General features: G+C 69.3%; 14 protein-coding genes and 1 tRNA gene. 2 read left to right on the plus strand and 13 right to left on the minus strand.

Going from position 1 to position 16,791, the window contains the following annotated elements:
• Positions 1-24: 24 nt before the first annotated feature.
• The 8 genes from ACFVAE_RS08180 to serS all read right to left on the minus strand — a co-directional run bounded on the left by ACFVAE_RS08180 (position 25) and on the right by serS (position 9,295).
• Positions 25-1,392, minus strand: coding sequence for an ABC transporter substrate-binding protein (locus ACFVAE_RS08180; RefSeq protein WP_378890155.1), 1,368 nt, complete (start codon positions 1,390-1,392; stop codon positions 25-27).
• A gap of 93 nt (positions 1,393-1,485) precedes the next feature.
• The gene (locus ACFVAE_RS08185; protein WP_378890158.1) at positions 1,486-3,153 is read right to left on the minus strand and encodes a glycoside hydrolase family 13 protein; all 1,668 of its coding nucleotides are present in this window, start codon (positions 3,151-3,153) and stop codon (positions 1,486-1,488) included.
• A gap of 155 nt (positions 3,154-3,308) precedes the next feature.
• Positions 3,309-4,316, minus strand: coding sequence for a LacI family DNA-binding transcriptional regulator (locus ACFVAE_RS08190; protein WP_378890161.1), 1,008 nt, complete (start codon positions 4,314-4,316; stop codon positions 3,309-3,311).
• A 56-nt stretch (positions 4,317-4,372) separates the two neighbouring features.
• The gene (locus ACFVAE_RS08195) at positions 4,373-5,602 is read right to left on the minus strand and encodes an LCP family protein (RefSeq protein WP_378890164.1); all 1,230 of its coding nucleotides are present in this window, start codon (positions 5,600-5,602) and stop codon (positions 4,373-4,375) included.
• A gap of 102 nt (positions 5,603-5,704) precedes the next feature.
• A complete protein-coding gene (locus ACFVAE_RS08200) occupies positions 5,705-6,949 on the minus strand; it encodes an LCP family protein (RefSeq protein WP_378890167.1) in 1,245 nt (414 codons plus the stop codon).
• Between the two features lie 22 nt (positions 6,950-6,971).
• Positions 6,972-7,056: transfer RNA gene (locus tag ACFVAE_RS08205), tRNA-Ser, on the minus strand.
• 125 nt (positions 7,057-7,181) lie between these two features.
• Entirely contained in the window at positions 7,182-8,009 is an 828-nt protein-coding gene (locus ACFVAE_RS08210; RefSeq protein WP_378890169.1) for an HAD family hydrolase, read from the minus strand.
• The gene (gene serS / locus ACFVAE_RS08215) at positions 8,006-9,295 is read right to left on the minus strand and encodes a serine--tRNA ligase (protein ID WP_378890172.1); all 1,290 of its coding nucleotides are present in this window, start codon (positions 9,293-9,295) and stop codon (positions 8,006-8,008) included. Before serS ends, ACFVAE_RS08210 begins: the two co-directional genes overlap by 4 nt.
• 88 nt (positions 9,296-9,383) lie before the next feature.
• Between serS and ACFVAE_RS08220 the strand changes: the two genes are divergently transcribed.
• Positions 9,384-10,382, plus strand: coding sequence for a diacylglycerol/lipid kinase family protein (locus ACFVAE_RS08220; RefSeq protein ID WP_378890174.1), 999 nt, complete (start codon positions 9,384-9,386; stop codon positions 10,380-10,382).
• Between the two features lies 1 nt (position 10,383).
• On the opposite strand, the gene ACFVAE_RS08225 is transcribed toward ACFVAE_RS08220, so the two are convergent.
• Genes ACFVAE_RS08225 through ACFVAE_RS08235 form a run of 3 tightly spaced genes read right to left on the minus strand, consistent with a single transcriptional unit; the run spans position 10,384 to position 12,834 of the window.
• Complete coding sequence (locus tag ACFVAE_RS08225) at positions 10,384-11,103, minus strand: hypothetical protein (RefSeq protein ID WP_378890177.1); 720 nt, start codon at positions 11,101-11,103, stop codon at positions 10,384-10,386.
• Positions 11,104-11,141: 38 nt separating this feature from the next.
• A complete protein-coding gene (cls, locus tag ACFVAE_RS08230; protein WP_378890178.1) occupies positions 11,142-12,605 on the minus strand; it encodes a cardiolipin synthase in 1,464 nt (487 codons plus the stop codon).
• 52 nt (positions 12,606-12,657) lie between these two features.
• Positions 12,658-12,834, minus strand: a complete 177-nt coding sequence (locus tag ACFVAE_RS08235) for a hypothetical protein (RefSeq protein ID WP_378855446.1) — start codon at positions 12,832-12,834, stop codon at positions 12,658-12,660.
• Positions 12,835-12,950: 116 nt separating this feature from the next.
• Here ACFVAE_RS08235 and ACFVAE_RS08240 point away from each other — a divergent pair, with 116 nt between their 5' ends.
• On the plus strand, positions 12,951-14,087 hold the full coding sequence (locus ACFVAE_RS08240) for a DUF4192 family protein (protein WP_378890180.1): 1,137 nt from the start codon (positions 12,951-12,953) through the stop codon (positions 14,085-14,087).
• A gap of 30 nt (positions 14,088-14,117) precedes the next feature.
• Here the strand turns inward: ACFVAE_RS08240 and lysS are convergent, their stop codons facing one another.
• Both lysS and ACFVAE_RS08250 read right to left on the minus strand, forming a co-directional pair.
• Positions 14,118-15,644 carry a lysine--tRNA ligase gene (gene lysS, locus ACFVAE_RS08245; protein ID WP_378890183.1) on the minus strand — a complete coding sequence of 509 codons (1,527 nt, stop codon included), beginning with the start codon at positions 15,642-15,644 and terminating at the stop codon, positions 14,118-14,120.
• Positions 15,645-15,726: 82 nt separating this feature from the next.
• Positions 15,727-16,767, minus strand: a complete 1,041-nt coding sequence (locus ACFVAE_RS08250) for a LacI family DNA-binding transcriptional regulator (RefSeq protein ID WP_378890185.1) — start codon at positions 16,765-16,767, stop codon at positions 15,727-15,729.
• Positions 16,768-16,791: the final 24 nt, after the last annotated feature.

A 16,791-nucleotide genomic window follows, 5' to 3' on the forward strand; every position in this document is an offset into this window, starting at 1 on the left:
CGGACCGGCTCGCCCCGTTCGTCCTCACTGGTCCAGCAGCGCCTGCGCGTCGGACTGGGCCTTGGTGAGCAGCGCGTCGATGTCGGCGTTCTGCTGAGTGAGCACGGACTGCACCACGGAATCCAGCAGTGCGTACACCTCCTGCGTCTTCTTCTTCGGCTCGCCCACCGGCGTCTGATCCCAGATGTTGTCGGTGAACGGCGTCATCTGGTCGCGGGGCACGTTGATGTACGGCTCGATCCAGGTCAACGACTCCTCGTACAGCTCTCGGCTCAGCACCGGGAGCACCGGGGTGCCGACGGCCTGGTCGGAATCGGCCAGTGCCTTGGCATCCTGCACTGCGGCGTCCTTGTCCATCAGCTTCTGCATGTAGTACCAGTCGATCCAGGTGACCGCCGCATCCTTCTTCGCCGCGTCGATCTTCGGGCTGATCACCGCGACGTCACCGCCGCCGAGCGTGCCGGGGTCGTCGCCCTCGACGGGGACCACGGCCAGACCGTACTGCTCCGGCTTCATCCCGAAGTCGCGCACCAGCGCGGTGTACACATCCGATCCCGAGGTGTACATGCCGAGGTTGCCTGCGGCGAACTCCTGGTTGATCGTGCCCCAGTCCAGGTTGAACTTGGATCCGAACGACTTGTCCTCCCAGCGCACGTCGTGCAGGAACTGCAGCGCCGCCTTCGTGGCGTCGTTGTCGATCGACGAGGTCGCCGAGCCGTCTTCCTTGTCGGTCTGGGTGCGTCCTCCCCGCGCCACCGTCGCTGCGGTCAGCTGCCAGCCGCCGGTGTTGTTCGCCGCCATCTGCGCATAGCCGGCCTTTCCGGTCTTCTCGGCGATGATCTTGGCGTCGGCGCGGATCTCGTCCCACGTCGTCGGGGGCTTGTCCGGATCGAGTCCCGCCGCGGTGAAGAGATCGCGGTTGTAGTGCAGGCCCATCGCGTACGCCTGACGGGGGAATCCGTAGATCTTCTTGTCGGATCCGGTGACACCGTCGAGGATCACCGGGTTGAACTGGTCCTCGTAGCCGAGCTTCTTCATCGCGTCGGTGACGTCGGCGAGCTGCCCGTTCTCGAGCAGTGTCTTGGTGTCCGTGAACGGGACGGTGAAGACGTCCGGCAGGCTTCCGCCCGCGAGCTGCACGGCGAAGGTCGGTCCCTTCCATTCGTACTCGACGCCGATGATGTCGATGTCGGGGTACTTCTTCTCGAACTGCTTCTCCTGGTCGGCGAACGCCTTGTAGGCCGCGGCATCCGCTCCGGGCGGGAAGGTCGCGACTCGCAGCTGGATGCGCCCGCCGTCGCCGCTGTCAGCGGGGCCGGCGGAGCATCCCGCCAGAGCTCCCGCCGTCGCGAGCACGGCGATGCCCGCGACGAGGATCCGTGTTGACTTCATCGTCTTTCCTTCCGAGGTGGGGATGCCGGTTCCGGCGCTCCCGGTGATTGCAGGGTGTGCGATTGTGACTGCTGTGCTCCGGGGAGCGCCGGCTCAGAGCGCGAGCCAGAGGGATGTGTCGGGTTCGAGGGACCCCGCCGTCGGGGCGCTGGAGAGCAGCACCTCGCGATGAGCGGGGATCGGGATGGCTGTCGCCGACAGGTTCGTGACGCAGAGGGTCGACTCTCCGCGACGGAACGCGAGCACGTCGGCTCCGAGCTCCAGCCAGGTCAGCCCCTCGTCGGCGAAGTCGGGAAGGTCGCGCCGCAGTGCGATCGCGGCGCGATACAGGGCGAGCATCGACCCGGGGTCATGCTGCTGGGCCTCGGCTGTCAGCCCGCCCCAGTCCCCCGGCTGCGGGAGCCACGGCGTGCCTCCGAAGCCGTATGGCGATGCCGTGCCCGACCAGGGCAGCGGCACGCGGCATCCGTCGCGTCCTGGGTCGACGCCCTGGGAGCGGAAGTGCATCGGATCCTGCAGCACCTCCCGCGGGAGCTCCACCTCCGGCAGGCCCAGTTCGTCGCCCTGGTAGATGTACAGGCTGCCGGGCAGAGCGGCGACGAGCAGCGCCGCGGCCCTGGCGCGGCGGTTCCCGCGTTCCAGATCCGTCGGGATGCCGAAGCGCTTGCGCTCGAAGGCGAAACCCGAATCGGCGCGGCCGTATCGCGTCACCGGACGCGTGACGTCGTGGTTGGAGAGCACCCAGGTGGCGGGGGCGCCGATGGGAGCATGCGCGGCGAGAGTGCGCTCGATGCTCGCCCTCATCGCCCGCGCGCTCCACGGCTGGGTCATGAAGTCGAAGTTGAACGCCGTGTGCATCTCGTCGGGACGCAGATAGCGGGCGAAGCGCGCAGCATCGTCCAGCCAGACCTCCCCGACCAGCACTCGTTCGCCGGGGTACTCGTCCGCGACCGCCCGCCAGCCGCGATAGATGTCGTGCAGTTCGTCCCTGTCGATGTGCGGGTGCGTGCCCGGAGCAGCGGCGCCGTCAGGCAGCGCCGGCAGAGCGGGGTCCTTCACCGGCATCGCCGCGGAGTCGATCCGCACACCGGCGACGCCACGGTCGAACCAGAACCGCAGGATGTCCTCGTGCTCGCGGCGCACGTCGGGGTGGTTCCAGTTGAGATCGGGCTGCTGCGCGGTGAACAGGTGCAGGTACCACTCACCGGGTCGCCCTTCGGCGTCGACCGTTCGCGTCCACGTCTCGCCCTGGAAGCTGGACACCCAGTCGGTCGGGATGCCCGACCCGTCATCGCCTCGACCGGGGTGGAACCAGAACCGCTCCCGCTCCGGGCTGCCGGGGCCCGCCTGCAGTGCGCTGCGGAACCATTCGTGCTGCTCCGAGACGTGGTTGGGCACGATGTCGACGATCGTGCGGATGCCGAGATCCAGCGCCTCTGCGATGAGCAGCTCGGCCTCTTCCAGGCTGCCGAAGCGCGGGTCGATGTCGCGGTAGTCGGCCACGTCGTAGCCGCCGTCCGCGAGGGGGCTGGGATACCAGGGCGTGAACCAGATGGCGTCGACGCCGAGGTCCCGGAGGTAGCCGAGGCGGGACCGCACGCCGGCGAGGTCACCCGTGCCGTCGCCGTCGCCGTCCGCGAAGCTGCGCACGTAGACCTGATAGATCACGGCGGTGCGCCACCAGCCGGCGTCTTCAGGAACGGTCGCGGGTGGGGCGGATGCGATCGGCGGAACTTCGGTGTCCACGGAACTCCTCGTCATCGATGAGCGGGTGATCCGAATGTAGCTTTCCCCACGAGCAATTGCAAGACTTGAATGAAATCACGCAAATAGATGACTACGGTCGCAGACGTGACAGCGTCACGGCGCGACGAACCACCGGCACCGCGTCGCGTGTGAGCCGCTTCCGAGGTGCGTCAGCCGCGGGCCGGCCCCGTCGACGACCGCAGCACCAGCTCGGGCTCGAACAGCAGCTCGGTGCCCGACTCGGCGCCACCCGCGATCTGCGACAGCAGCAGCTCGATCGCCGCCCGTCCCATCGCCTCGATCGGCTGGCGGACAGTGGTCAGCGGCGGCTCCGTGCATCCCATCAGCGCGGAATCGTCGAAGCCCACCACGCTGATGTCCTGCGGCACGCGCAGCCCTGCGCGCCGGGCAGCCCGCACGGCCCCGAGCGCGAGGGGATCGCTCGCGCACACGATGGCCGTCGCTCCCGCGGCGATCAACCGCGCTGCTCCGGCCTGCCCGGATTCCAGCGAGTACAGGCCCCGCGCGATCAGTCCCTCGTCCAGGTTTCCGCCCAGTCGCTCTAGAGCGGCACGCGCGCCGGCGGCCTTCCGCTGTGAGGGCAGGTGGTCGGCGGGACCGAGGACGAGCCCGATCCTGCGGTGCCCGAGCTGATGCACGTGCAGCACGGCCTGCTCTGCGGCGGCGACGTCGTCGGTGGACACGGTCGGGAAGTCCAGTTCCGGGATCCGTGCGCTCACCATGACCGTGGGGAGGTTCACGGCCTTGAGACGGGCGTAGTGCTCGTGCGGGGCATCCGCCTGCGTGTAGTTGCCCCCGAGGAACACGACCCCGGACACCTGCTGGGCGAGCAGCAGGTCGACATAGTCGGACTCCGTCACCCCGCCGGCGTTCTGCGTGCAGAGCAGCGGCGTGTAGCCGTTCTGGGTCAGCCCGCCGCCGATGACCTCGGCGAATGCCGGAAAGATCGGATTCTGCAGCTCGGGCAGCACCAGTCCGACCAGGCGCGCACGCTCACCGCGCAGCTTCGTCGGACGCTCGTAGCCGAGCACGTCGAGGGCGGTGAGCACGGCCTGCCGCGTGGCATCCGAGACGCCGGGCTTGTCGTTGAGCACGCGACTCACGGTCGCCTCGCTCACACCGACCTTGCGAGCAACCTCGGCCAGACGCTTAGACATGACGCAAGTTTACGCAACTGCTTTCATCGGAACGCAAATATCTGCGCGTGCTGGGCCTAGCGTCCGTTGCCGTTGGAGCAGGTCCGGGCGTCGGCGTTCTGGCCCTTGACGTTCGGCGGCAGGTCGACGGCGCCGTCGGTCGCCCCAGGGGTGGGTGTCGCCGGGGCGGTGGGCGCGGTGGTCTGCCCCGGGGCGTCCACCACGCCCTCCTGCGCGCCACGCTGGTGCGTGACCTGCAGCGGCCGGTTCTCGGCGATGGCCGTCCACATCGCCTCGGCGGAGACCTCGTCGGGGATCACCCTGGACTTGTTGCTCGGATCGTCGAACACCGGGTACTGCAGGAAGACGTAGTCCGACGGCGGCACGTCCTTCAGCGCCAGACCGACCTGGGCGATCCGCATCGGGTTGAGATTGTCGCTCAGCTCGGAGCGCTGCACCCCGATCTGTGCCAGGTGCAGCAGGGTGCCCACATTGCCCAGCACCTCGGCACTGGTCACCTTGCGCACCAGACTCGACATGTACTGCTGCTGGTTGCCGATGCGGCTCAGGTCGCTGCCGCCCACCAGCCCGTGCCTCGTGCGCAGGAAGTTCAGCGCGTCCAGCCCCTTGAGCGAGTGCGTCCCCGCCGTCAGGTGCAGGTTGGTGTTCGGGTCGTCGATCGGCTTCGCCAGGCACACCTCGACGCCGCCGATCGCGTTCGTGATCTCGATCACGCCGCCGAACGTGAGGGATGCCGCGAAGGTGACCTTCTGGCCGCTGAGCTCGGCCACCGTCCTGGCCACGCAGTTCAGTCCGCCGCGGCCGTACGCCTGGTTCATCGCCGCCCGGCTGGTCTTCCCGTGCACGGTGCCGTTCTCGTCGGTGCACTCCGGCTGCGCCACCATCATGTCGCGCGGGAAGCTGACCACCGTGACCCTGCGAGGATCGTTCGACACGTGCACGAGCAGGTTCACGTCGTTGAGCTTGCCAGACTGCTCCTTGTCGCTGCACCGCTTCCCGAACAGGTGCGCGACATCCTTCTCGCATTTGTCCAGGCCGGTGAGCAGCACGTTGAAGCCGCCCTCGTACGCCCCGATGTCGGGCGGGAGCTCCCCCGGGTCGTCGAGTGCCACACTGTTGGCCGCGGCGGTGCCCGCCAGATGTGTCACGACGAACGCGGCGACCCCCATGGTGCTCACCAGCAGCACCGCGACGGCGATGCCGGCCAGCGACATCAGCTGCCCGAAGGCCCGGGGCGTGCGCTGCGGCCCATGCCGCTGGATCGGCTTCCGTCTCCTCGAACCCACCAGGTGCACCCCCTGTCGCGGCCCTCGCCGGGTCGGAGGGTAGCCCTCACCCTACCCGCGGGTGCGCCGAAGCCCCCGCAGGCCCACGCGCAGTGGTGCGGGTCAGCGCCGGACGTTGCCGTTCGAGCAGGTCTGCTGCGCGGCCGAGTTGCCCTTGACCGACGACGGCAGCTGCGCCACATCGGGAGCGGCCGTGGCACCGGGGTCGGCGGTCGCCGGCGGCGTGGTGGCCTTCGGCGCGTCCTCGACCACGACACCTTCGTTCTTGGTGTTCTTGTGCGTGATCTCGAGCTGCTTGTTCGCCGAGATCGCCGCCCACATCTGCTCGGCGGAGTCGTACTCCGGCACCACCTTGTTCGGGTTGTCCGGGTCCTCGGCGGTCGGATACTGCACGAACACGATGTCGTTCAGCGGAACGTCCTTCAGGGCGAGACCGATCTGCACCAGCTTCATCGGGTCGGCGAGAGTGGTGCTGGTCTTCAGGTTGCGCACGGCGGTGTCGGCCAGCTTCAGCATGACGGGGATGTTGCCCAGCGTCTCGCTGCTCATCATCTTGCGAGCGAGACTCGACATGTACTGCTGCTGGTTGCCGATGCGGCCCAGGTCGGAGCCGTCGCCGACGCCGTGCCTGGTGCGCAGGAACTGCAGCGCCTCGAGACCGACGACGGTGTGCTTGCCCGCCGCCATGTCCAGACCGGTGTACTTGTCCTTGATCGGGTTCGCCAGGCACACCTCGACGCCGCCGATCGCGTTCGTGATCTCGATCACGCCGCCGAAGGTCACGGATGCCGCGAACTGGATGTCCTCACCGGTGAGCTCGGAGATCGTCTTGGCGACGCAGCTCAGCCCGCCGTACTCCCAGGCCGAGTTGAGCGGCTGCTTGCTCATCGCCGAGCTGACGCGGCCCGACTCGTCGGTGCACGACGGGATGGGGATCATCATGTCTCGCGGGAAGCTGACCGCAGTCACGCGCCGCGGCTCCGCGGACACGTGGACGAGCAGGTTGACGTCGTTGAGCGTGCTGTCGCCCTCACGGCCGTCGCAGCGCTTGCCGAACAGATGCGCGTACTTGGCCTCGCAGGTGTCGACACCGGTGAGCAGCAGGTTGAATCCGCCCTCATACGCACCGATGTCCGGCGGCAGCGCCTTCTGACCCTCGAGCTCGACCGCGTTCGCCTGCACCGTCGAGGTCAGGCCCAGGAGCACGTAACCGCCCACCGCGAAACCGCTGACCAGCACGACGACGGCGAAGATGCCGACGATCTTCAGCAGCTGACCGACGAAAGACGGGCTCGCCTGCTGGCCGTGACGGGCAAGGGGACGCCGCGACGTGCTCGACTCGCTCAATCGGTGCCCTTTCGGTCTGGTGCGGAGGGTGCGGGATTCGAACCCGCGGAACATCTCTGCTCACTGGTTTTCAAGACCAGCTCCATCGGCCGCTCGGACAACCCTCCCGATCCCGGCCGGAGCCGGACGATCAGGCGTCGAGTCTATCCGGTTTCCGCGGAAGGCCGGATGAGCCGACGTTCATTCTCCCGTGCTCACCTGGAGAAACACTGGGGAGCGACCCGCCTCCTGCTCAGCGCGCGGCGACCAGCAGCGAGTCCAGGGCGAGCGCGAGGCCGCCCTCCTCCACCGTGACGGTGACCTCACCGGCGGCGGCCTTCACGACGTCCGGGGCCTGGCCCATCGCGACGGCGCGGCCCCCGCCGCGCAGCGACCAGCCGAACATGCCCAGATCGTTGCGTCCGTCGCCGGCCACCAGCACCCGCTCCGATGCATGGCCGAGGCGCTCGCGCACGCGCGCCAGCGCGGTGCCCTTGTCGACGCCCTGCGGAGCGATGTCGAGCCACGCGGTCCAGCCGATCGCGTACGAGACCTCGTTCAGACCGACCTCGGCGACCAGGTCGTGGAAGTAGTGCTCGTCCTGGCCGGGGGCGACGACGACCACACGCGAGACCGGCTCGGCCGACAGTTCGGCGAACGGCACCTGACGGGCGCCGTCGAGGGTCCAGTCGTCGAGCTGTTCGGTGAACAGACGCTGGCCCGAGCCGAGCTCGACCATGTACCGGGCATCCGGAAGCCGCTCGCCGAGCAGACCGAGCACCTGCGAAGGGTCGAAAGTCTCGACGTGCCAGCGCTCCCAGGCGCCGGCGACCCGGCGCATCGTGACGGCGCCGTTCGAGCAGACGACGTATTCGGGCTCGAGCCCGAGCGCCTCCAGGTGCGGGCGGGTGCCGCCCCAGCTGCGTCCGGTCGCCAGGGTCACGATGTGCCCGGCGTCGCGCAGCCGGCCGATGGCCGCGGGCACGCCGGGGCTCATCGTCTCGTCCTCGAGGATGATCGTGCCGTCGACGTCGAGCGCGACGAGCCAGGCGTCGGATGCGGGGAACGAGGCGGCCGTCATGCCTGCACCGGCTCCAGCACCTCGAGGCCGCCCAGGTAGGGGCGCAGCGCCTCTGGCACGCGCACCGAGCCGTCCGCCTGCTGGTGCGTCTCGAGCAGCGCGACGATCCAGCGGGTCGTGGCCAGCGTGCCGTTCAGCGTGGCGACGTGCTCGGTCTTGCCTGCGGTTCCTGAGCCCGACGAAGGATCAGGACGGTGCCGCACATCGAGCCGGCGCGCCTGGTAGGTCGTGCAGTTCGAGGTCGACGTGAGCTCGCGGAAGGCGTCCTGCGTGGGCACCCATGCCTCGATGTCGTACTTGCGCGCGGCGCTCGAGCCGAGGTCACCCGCGGCGACGTCGATCACGCGGTACGACAGGCCGAGTGCGGTGAGCATCTCCTCCTGCAGCGCCACCAGACGCAGGTGCTCGGCCTCGGCGTCCTCCGCGGTCGTGTAGACGAACATCTCCAGCTTGTTGAACTGGTGCACGCGGATGATGCCGCGGGTGTCCTTGCCGTACGAGCCGGCCTCGCTGCGGTAGCAGGTGGACCATCCGGCGTACCGCAGGGCGCCCTTCGACAGGTCGACGATCTCGTCCTTGTGGTAGCCGGCGAGCGGCACCTCGCTGGTGCCGACCAGGTACATGTCCTGCGCCTCGAGGCGGTACACCTCGTCGGCGTGCTCGCCGAGGAAGCCGGTGCCCTGCATGATCTCGGGGCGCACCATGGTCGGCACGATCATCGGAGTGAAGCCGTTCTGCAGCGCCTTGTCGAGCGCCATGTTCATCAGCGCGATCTCGAGGCGCGCGCCGATGCCCTTGAGGAAGTAGAACCGCGAGCCGGACACCTTCGCGCCGCGCTCCATGTCGATCGCGTCGAGCAGCTCGCCGATCTCGAGGTGGTCGCGCGGAGTGAAGTCGAATGTCGGGATGTCGCCGACGCGGCGCAGCTCGACGAAGTCCTCCTCGCCACCGGAGGGCACGCCGTCGATGATGACGTTCTCGATGCGGTCGAGCGCCGCGGATGCGGCATCCGCAGCCTCGGTCGCCGCCTGCTGCGCCTGCTTGACGCGCTCGGCGAGCTCCTTGGCCTGCGCGACCAGCGCGGCCTTCTCGTCCTTGGGCGCCTTCGCGACCTGCTTGCCGAATGCGTTCTGCTCGGCGCGCAGCTCCTCGAACGACGTGATCGCTGCCCGGCGCGATCGGTCGGCCTCGATCGCGGCGTCGACGGATTCGGGCGCGTTCCCGCGCGCGATCTGAGAGCGTCGGACGGTGTCCGGTTCGTCACGGAGCAGAGCGAGGTCGATCATTCAGCAAGTCTACCGGCGAGGCTCCCGGCCGAAGATCGAGCGGAGCGAGCGGCGACGTCCCACCGCCGGACCGCATTAGAGTGGCGACATGAGCACCCACGGCACCCGGCAGTCGCACGCCGCGCTGGTGTTCAACCCGATCAAGGTCGATGAGAAGCGGCTGCACGTCGCGCTGAAGGCGGCCTCGCGGCGGCACGGCTGGTCGCCGCCGAAGTTCTACGAGACGACCGTCGAGGACGCCGGTCAGGATGCCACCAGGCAGGCGATCGAGCACGGCGCTGCGACCGTCCTCGTCGCGGGCGGGGACGGCACCGTGCGCGCGGTCTCCGAGGCGATCGCCGGAACCGGCGTGCCGCTCGCGATCGTGCCCAGCGGCACCGGCAACCTGTTCGCCCGCAACCTCGAGCTGCCGCTGGGCGACCCCGAGAAGATGATCGACGCCGTGTTCAGCGGCAAGACGCACGCGGTCGACATCGGCTGGGCGCACCTCACCCGCGAGGACGGCAGCACCGCGGAGCACGGGTTCGTCGTGCTCGCCGGCATGGGCCTGGATGCCGCGATGATCGCGAACACGAACTCGAACCTGAAGAAGCAGGTCGGCTGGGTGGCCTACGTCGACGGCGCGGCGCGCTCCCTGCCAGGAGCGAAGCCCTTCCGCACGGTCTACCAGGTCGATGACCGGCGGCTGCACACCGTCAAGGTGCAGAGCATGCTGTTCGCGAACTGCGGCGCTCTGCCGGCGGGCATCGCGCTGGTGCCGGATGCCTCGATCGACGACGGCACCCTGGATGTCGCAGTCATCCAGCCCACCGGAGCGTTCGGCTGGCTGGGTGTGTGGCGGGGCATCTGGTGGGACAACTCCGTGCTGCGCCGGTTCCGCGCCGGCCGCCGGGTGCTGGAGCGCCGCGGGCGCAACACGTCGATCCGCTACTTGCGCGGCGCGACGGCGGAGGCCGCCATGACCGAGCCGACGTCGATCGAGCTGGACGGCGACGAGTTCGGCGAGGCCGTGCGCATCCGCTGCCGCATCGATCAGGGCGGACTGCTGCTGGTGCTGCCGGAGCAGCACGACACCAGTCGGTTCTGAATCAGCGCATCACGTCGACGGTGCCGCTGAGGTTGTCGCCGGTCAGCGTCAGCGCGAACGCGGCGTCGTCGTCGACGGGCTGCTCCAGTCCGATGAGGGTCACCCGCGGCGCCATGTCCATCGTGCAGACGCGGTCGCTCTCCGCGAAGGTCACCGTCGCGCCGGCATCCGACTGCTCGACGCCTGACACGATCGGCGGGCAGCTCGAGGAACCCCAGGTGAGCAGTGCGATCCCGGAGTCGTCGAACCATCCGGCCGACGGCTTCATCGAGGTCGCCCCGGCGGGCTCGGCCGGCAGGGCGTCGAGTTCGGCGTCGTCGGTGAGATCGCCGTACACGACCTTCACCTCGACGTCCTTCGTGACGTCGACCTCGACCGGCATGACGGACAGCGACGCGCGCGGGGCGAGGTCGCTGGTGCAGGCGGCCTCCTGATCGACATCGGCGAGCGTCACCTCGACGGTCTGCCCGTCGGAGGATACCGACTGCATCTGCGGGACGCAGGTCGACGATCCATAGGTCACGACGGCGAACGAGCGCCCCTCGTCGAGCCAGGCCACCTCCACATCCCCGGCATCCGGGGAGGAGCCCGATGTGCTCGTCGGCGCCGGAGCGCTGGATGCGGGTCCGGCGGGCGACTGCGCGCACCCGGCCAGTCCCGCCATCAGCAGGACGCCGGCGGCGAGCGCGGAGGTCGTGTGGAGGATGCGCGTGCTCTTCATGCCTTCACGGTACCGGCATCCGCTGACGTCCGCCCTGGCTACTGCAGGGCGGACGTGAGCCGCGCGAGGTTGTCGAGCACGGTGGAGCGCAGCGGCTGCTGCTCCCACTCCTCGAGGGTGAGCTCGCGACTCAGGCTGCGGTACTCGTCCTCGACGGCGCGCATCTCGGCGACGAACTCCTCGCCGCGCACGAGCATCGAGATCTCCATGTTCAGGCCGAAGGAGCGCATGTCCATGTTGCTCGACCCGATCACCGCGACGTCGTCGTCGATCGTGAGCGACTTGGTGTGCAGGATGAACGGCTTGCGGTACATCCAGATGCGCACGCCGGCCTTCAGCAGCACCTCGTAGTAGCTGCGCTGGGCGTGGTAGACCATCGCCTGATCGCCCTCCTCCGAGACGAACAGCTCGACCTGCACGCCCCGGTCGCAGGCGGTCGAGACCGCCAGCAGCAGCGCCTCGTCGGGCACGAAGTAGGGGCTGACCATCATGATCTTCCGCTTCGCGCCGTAGAGCAGCCCGAGGAAGAGCTGCAGGTTGTTCTCGGCCTCGAACCCGGGGCCGGAGGGCACGATCTGGCAGTCCAGATCGCCGCTGCCGGTCTCGACCCTGGTGATGTCGATGCCCTCCGGCACGCGGTCGGTCTCGGCGTAGTAGTCACTGAGGAAGACGGCGTTCACACTCGCGACGATCGGCCCGTCGACCTGAACCATCAGGTCGACCCAGTGCAGACCGCGCTTGATGTTCTTGCGCAGGTTGTACGACGAGTCGGTGATGTTCTGCGAGCCGACGAATGCGGTCTTTCCGTCGACGACGAGCAGCTTGCGGTGGTTCCGCAGATCGGGACGCTGCCAGCGACCCTGCAGCGGCTGCACCGGCAGCATCTCGTGCCAGTCCGCGCCCATCGCCTTGAGCCGCTTGCGGGTCTGCTTGTACTTCGGCTTGCCGCGGTTGGCCCAGAAGTCCAGCAGCACGCGTACCGGGATGCCGCGGGCCGCGACCTCTTCGAGCGCGCGGAAGAAATTGTCGGTCGCGGCATCCGCCTGCAGGATGTAGAACTCGACGTGCACGTACTCGGTGGCCTCGCGGATGGCGTCCGCCATCGCGTCCAGCGACTCCTGATAGTCGGCGATGAGATGGGCTCCGTTGTCACCGGCGAGCGGCATGGCGCCGAGTCGCTGGTTCATCAGCACCAGCGGCGGGAACCAGTCCGGTGCGTTCGGTCGCAGGGTGCCGAAGCGCAGGTTGCTGGAGGTGTCGGCGATGTACTCGTTGATCTGCGCCTGTTTGCGGCGACGCGCGCGCGGCAGGCGCGGGTTTCCGATCAGCAGGAAGAGGATGATGCCGATCTCGGGCAGGAAGAAGATGGCCAGCAGCCAGGCCATCGCCGAGGTGGGCCGGCGGTTGCGCGGGATGACGATGATCGCGGTGATGCGGATCGCGAGGTCGATCACGGCGATGACGGCGACGATCCACCACGGCCAGTTGCTGGTGTTGATCATCCCCCGCCTCCGTCAGTCGCTCGCATCAGCGTAGCGGCTGGCTGGGACGCCGTCAGGAGGCGCGAGGAGGCAGGCCGCGCCGTGCGCGCTCTTCCGCCTCGATCTCGGCGTGCACCTTGCGCTCGGTGCGGTCGGAGCGCAGGATGCCGCGCAGCACGAAGTAGAACACGAGGCAGACGGCGATGGTCGGAAGGATCGACCAGATCACTGCAGTCCAATAGCTGTCCACCCCTCCATCGTACGCGTGTTCCACCCTCCCTCCCCACCGGGGGTATCCGCGCGGATGCTGCACAGGGCGGGTCTTCACGCCGAAGCGGGACCCGCACATCCGAGCACCCTCAGGGGATGGACACGATCATCAAGGCATCGGATGCCGCAGAACTGCTCAGTCTCGTCCCCGCGCTCGCGGGCTGCACCCCGACCCGCAGCCTGGTGCTGCTGCCGTTCCACGGCACCCGCGCACCCGGAGTGCTGCGGATGGATCTTCCGCCCGGCGGCGACGATCCCTGCGACTTCGTCGACGCGGTGCTCGACCTGATCGGGCAGGTGCACGGCTGCGACGCGATCGCGCTGGTCGTCTACTCCGATGAGGATGCCACTCCCACGCGCGACGGTCTCGTGCTGCCGCAGTCGCTGCTCGTCGAGCATCTGCTCGGCAGCGCCCACGAGGCGGGGTTCCGCATCGTCGAGGCATTGTGCATGCTGCCGTCGGGGTGGAGCGACTACCTCGATCGGGAACCCGCGCTGCACCCGCTCTCCGAGATTCCCGCGGCGCCCGATCTGCCCGGCGTCGACGTCGCGGCCGACCAGCACACGGGCACCGAGCTGCCGCAGGCCGACTTCGCCGCACGCCAGCGGGTCGGTATGGCGCTGCACGATCTGGACGCCGTGCTGGAACGGTTGCGGTGCGGCGGCGCACAGCTCGGCGCAGATGAGAACCCGCAGGCGATCGGCGCGGCGGTCATGCTCGACGACATCCCCGCGTTCGCCGAGATGCTGCTGGAGGGCGAGGAGGATCCGCCGCCGTTCGCGTGCGCCGCGCTGCTCTGGTGTCTGCACCGCCCCGCGCTTCGCGACGCCGTGCTGGTGCAGTGGGCGAGCGATCATGCCACCGGCATGCGCGCCTTCGATGCGCAACTGGGGCACGCGCAGCACGGTGCCGCGACGCCGGACGAGATCGGCGACATCTTCCTCGGCCGCGCCGGCGACCCCGATCCGACCCGACTGCGCGGGGCGCTGGACGTCGTGCGGTACGCCGTCGCCTGCGCGCCGCGCGACCTGAAGCCCGGCGCCCTGGCATCCGCCGCCTGGCTGTCGTGGGCGCTGGGCAGGTCGACGCACGCCGACGCCTACCTGCGGATGTCGCAGCAGATCGACCCGGAGCACGGCCTGACCGGCCTGCTGCTGCGCGTGCTCGAGGCCGCGCTGCTGCCGATGTGGCTGATGGCGCGCGGAGAGCGCCTCGCGGCGCGGGCCGGATGACCGGCGCCGCGCTGCTCGGCCCGGCGGGCGCTACTTGACCAGCGGGAAGAGGATCGTCTCGCGGATGCCGAGGCCGGTGACGGCCATCAGCAGACGGTCGATGCCCATGCCCATGCCGCCCGTGGGCGGCATGCCGTGCTCGAGTGCGCGCAGGAACTCCTCGTCGACGCGCATCGCCTCGAGGTCGCCGCCCGCGGCCAGCTTGGCCTGCTCGATGAAGCGCTCGCGCTGGATGACCGGGTCGACCAGCTCGGAGTAGCCGGTGGCCAGCTCGAAGCCGCGCACGTACAGGTCCCACTTCTCCACGACGCCTTCGATGGAGCGGTGGTCGCGCACCAGCGGAGAGGTGTCGACGGGGAAGTCCATCACGAAGGTGGGACGCACCAGGCCCGGCTTGACGAAGTGCTCCCAGAGCTCTTCGATCAGCTTGCCGTGCGTGGCGTGCGGCGGCAGCTCGACCTCGTTCGCCTCGGCGAACGCGATCAGGTCCGCCAGCGAGTCCTGCGGGGTGAACTCGCGACCGGCCGCCTCGGAGAGCGATCCGTACATCGAGATGCGGTCCCACTGGCCGCCCAGGTCGTACTCGGTGCCGTCTGCCCAGGTCACCGTGGTGGAGCCCGCGACCGCGATCGCCGCGTTCTGCACGAGCTCCTGGGTGAGGTCGGCGATGCCGTTGTAATCGCTGTACGCCTGGTAGGCCTCGAGCATCGCGAACTCGGGGCTGTGCGTGGAGTCGGCGCCCTCGTTGCGGAAGTTGCGGTTGATCTCGTAGACGCGCTCGATGCCGCCGACGACGGCGCGCTTCAGGTACAGCTCCGGCGCGATGCGCAGGTACAGCTCGGTGTCGAACGCGTTCGAGTGCGTGATGAACGGACGAGCGGATGCCCCGCCGTGCTGCACCTGCAGCATCGGAGTCTCCACCTCGAGGAAATCATGGCTGGTGAACGTGGCGCGCAGGCTGGCGTTCACCGCGGCGCGGGCGCGCACCGTGGTGCGGGCCTGGTCGCGCACGATCAGGTCGAGGAAGCGGCTGCGCACGCGGCCCTCCTCGCTGAGCTCGCCGTACACGTTCGGCAGCGGCAGGATCGCCTTCGACGCGATGGTCCAGTCGTCGGCCATGATCGACAGCTCGCCGCGACGGCTGGAGATCACCTCGCCGTGCACGAACACGTGGTCGCCGAGGTCGACGAGCTCCTTCCACGCGGCGAGGGACTCCTCGCCGACGTTCGCGAGCGAGATCATCGCCTGGATACGGCTGCCGTCTCCGGCCTGCAGCGTGGCGAAGCAGAGCTTGCCGGTGTTGCGGCTGAACACGATGCGGCCTGCCACGCCGACGATGACGCCGGTCTCGGCGCCGGCCTCGAGCTCGCCGTACTCGGCACGAAGCGCGGGGATGGTGTGCGTCACCGGAACGGAGACCGGGAACGCCCCGCCGGCGGCATCCGCACGCTCGGCGATCAGCTTGTCGCGCTTGGCGAGGCGCACCTCGCGCTGCTCGAAGGTGTCGTCCGCCTCGGCGGTGTCGTCAGTGGGCGCGGCTGCGGTCGCGTCGGTCATGTGCGGGCTCCTCGAAAGTCGCCCTCCAGTCTACCGGCGCACCCCTGTGCGTCCCGCGGGGCCCGTTCGGGCTCCACCGGGGTCAGGCCGAGGGCGCCGCATCCGCGATGCTGCCGCGGTCACGCAGCACCGCCGGCTCGATCGCGATCACCTCGGAGGCGTGATCCGTGATCTCCGCGATGATCGCCGCCGCCGCCCTCCGGCCCAGTGCGAACGGATCGCGCCAGAGCGCCGAGATCTGCGGCGTCGTCGCCTCGCACAGCGGGGAGTCCTCCCACGAGACGAGGCTGAGATCCTCGGGCACCGCCACCCCGTCGGCACGGGCGCTGCCGAGCACGGCCACCGCGAGCTGGTCGTTGTCGGCGATGATCGCGGTCGGGTCCTCACAGCGCAGCATCCGCCAGGCATCCGCCGCCTCGTCGGCGCCGTAGCGGGTGTGCATGACGGACAGCGGAATGAGTCCTGCTTCGGTCATCGTCGACCGGTACGAGTCGGCGCGCACGATCGCGTGCGCGAAGTCCGCGGGGCCGGCGACGTAGGCGATCCTGCGGTGCCCGCGGGCGACGAGCATCTGCACCAGCGCCGCCATCGGCGATCCGTCGTCGGCGCCCACCACCGCGATGTCGCCCTCCGCGTGCTCGCGCCCTCCGACGAGGGCGGCGGGCGTGCCGAGCGCGTGGAGCACCTCGGGCCGGGGATCGTCCAGGCGCGGGTCGACCACGATCAGGCCGTCGACGCGGCTCTGCGCCGCCCAGAGCCGGTAGACGTCGATCTCGGATTCCAGCGACTCCGCGATCTGGAAGGTGAGGGTCAGACCGCGCGGCGAGAGCTCCGACTGGATGCCCGCGATGAACCGCAGGTAGAACGTGTCCCTGGCCAGCTCGTCGGCGCCGCGCGCGAGCACCAGGCCGATCGACCCCGTCCCCTGCCCGGCGAGAGCCCGCGCCGCGATGTTCGGCTGCCACCCGCGCTTGCCCGCGGCCTCGATGATCCGCGCCCTTGTCTCGTCGCCGACGCCGGGTTTGCCGTTGAGCGCGTAGGAGATCGCGGCATGAGAGACGCCGAGCTCCGCGGCGAGGTCACGCATGGTGAGCCGCTGCTGGCGTGGTCCCGGCGTCGTCACCCTGCGAATGTAGCGTGCGCGCCT

The sequence above is a fragment of the Microbacterium sp. NPDC057659 genome (assembly GCF_042799915.1).
In the GTDB taxonomy this organism is placed as follows: Bacteria; Actinomycetota; Actinomycetes; order Actinomycetales; family Microbacteriaceae; genus Microbacterium.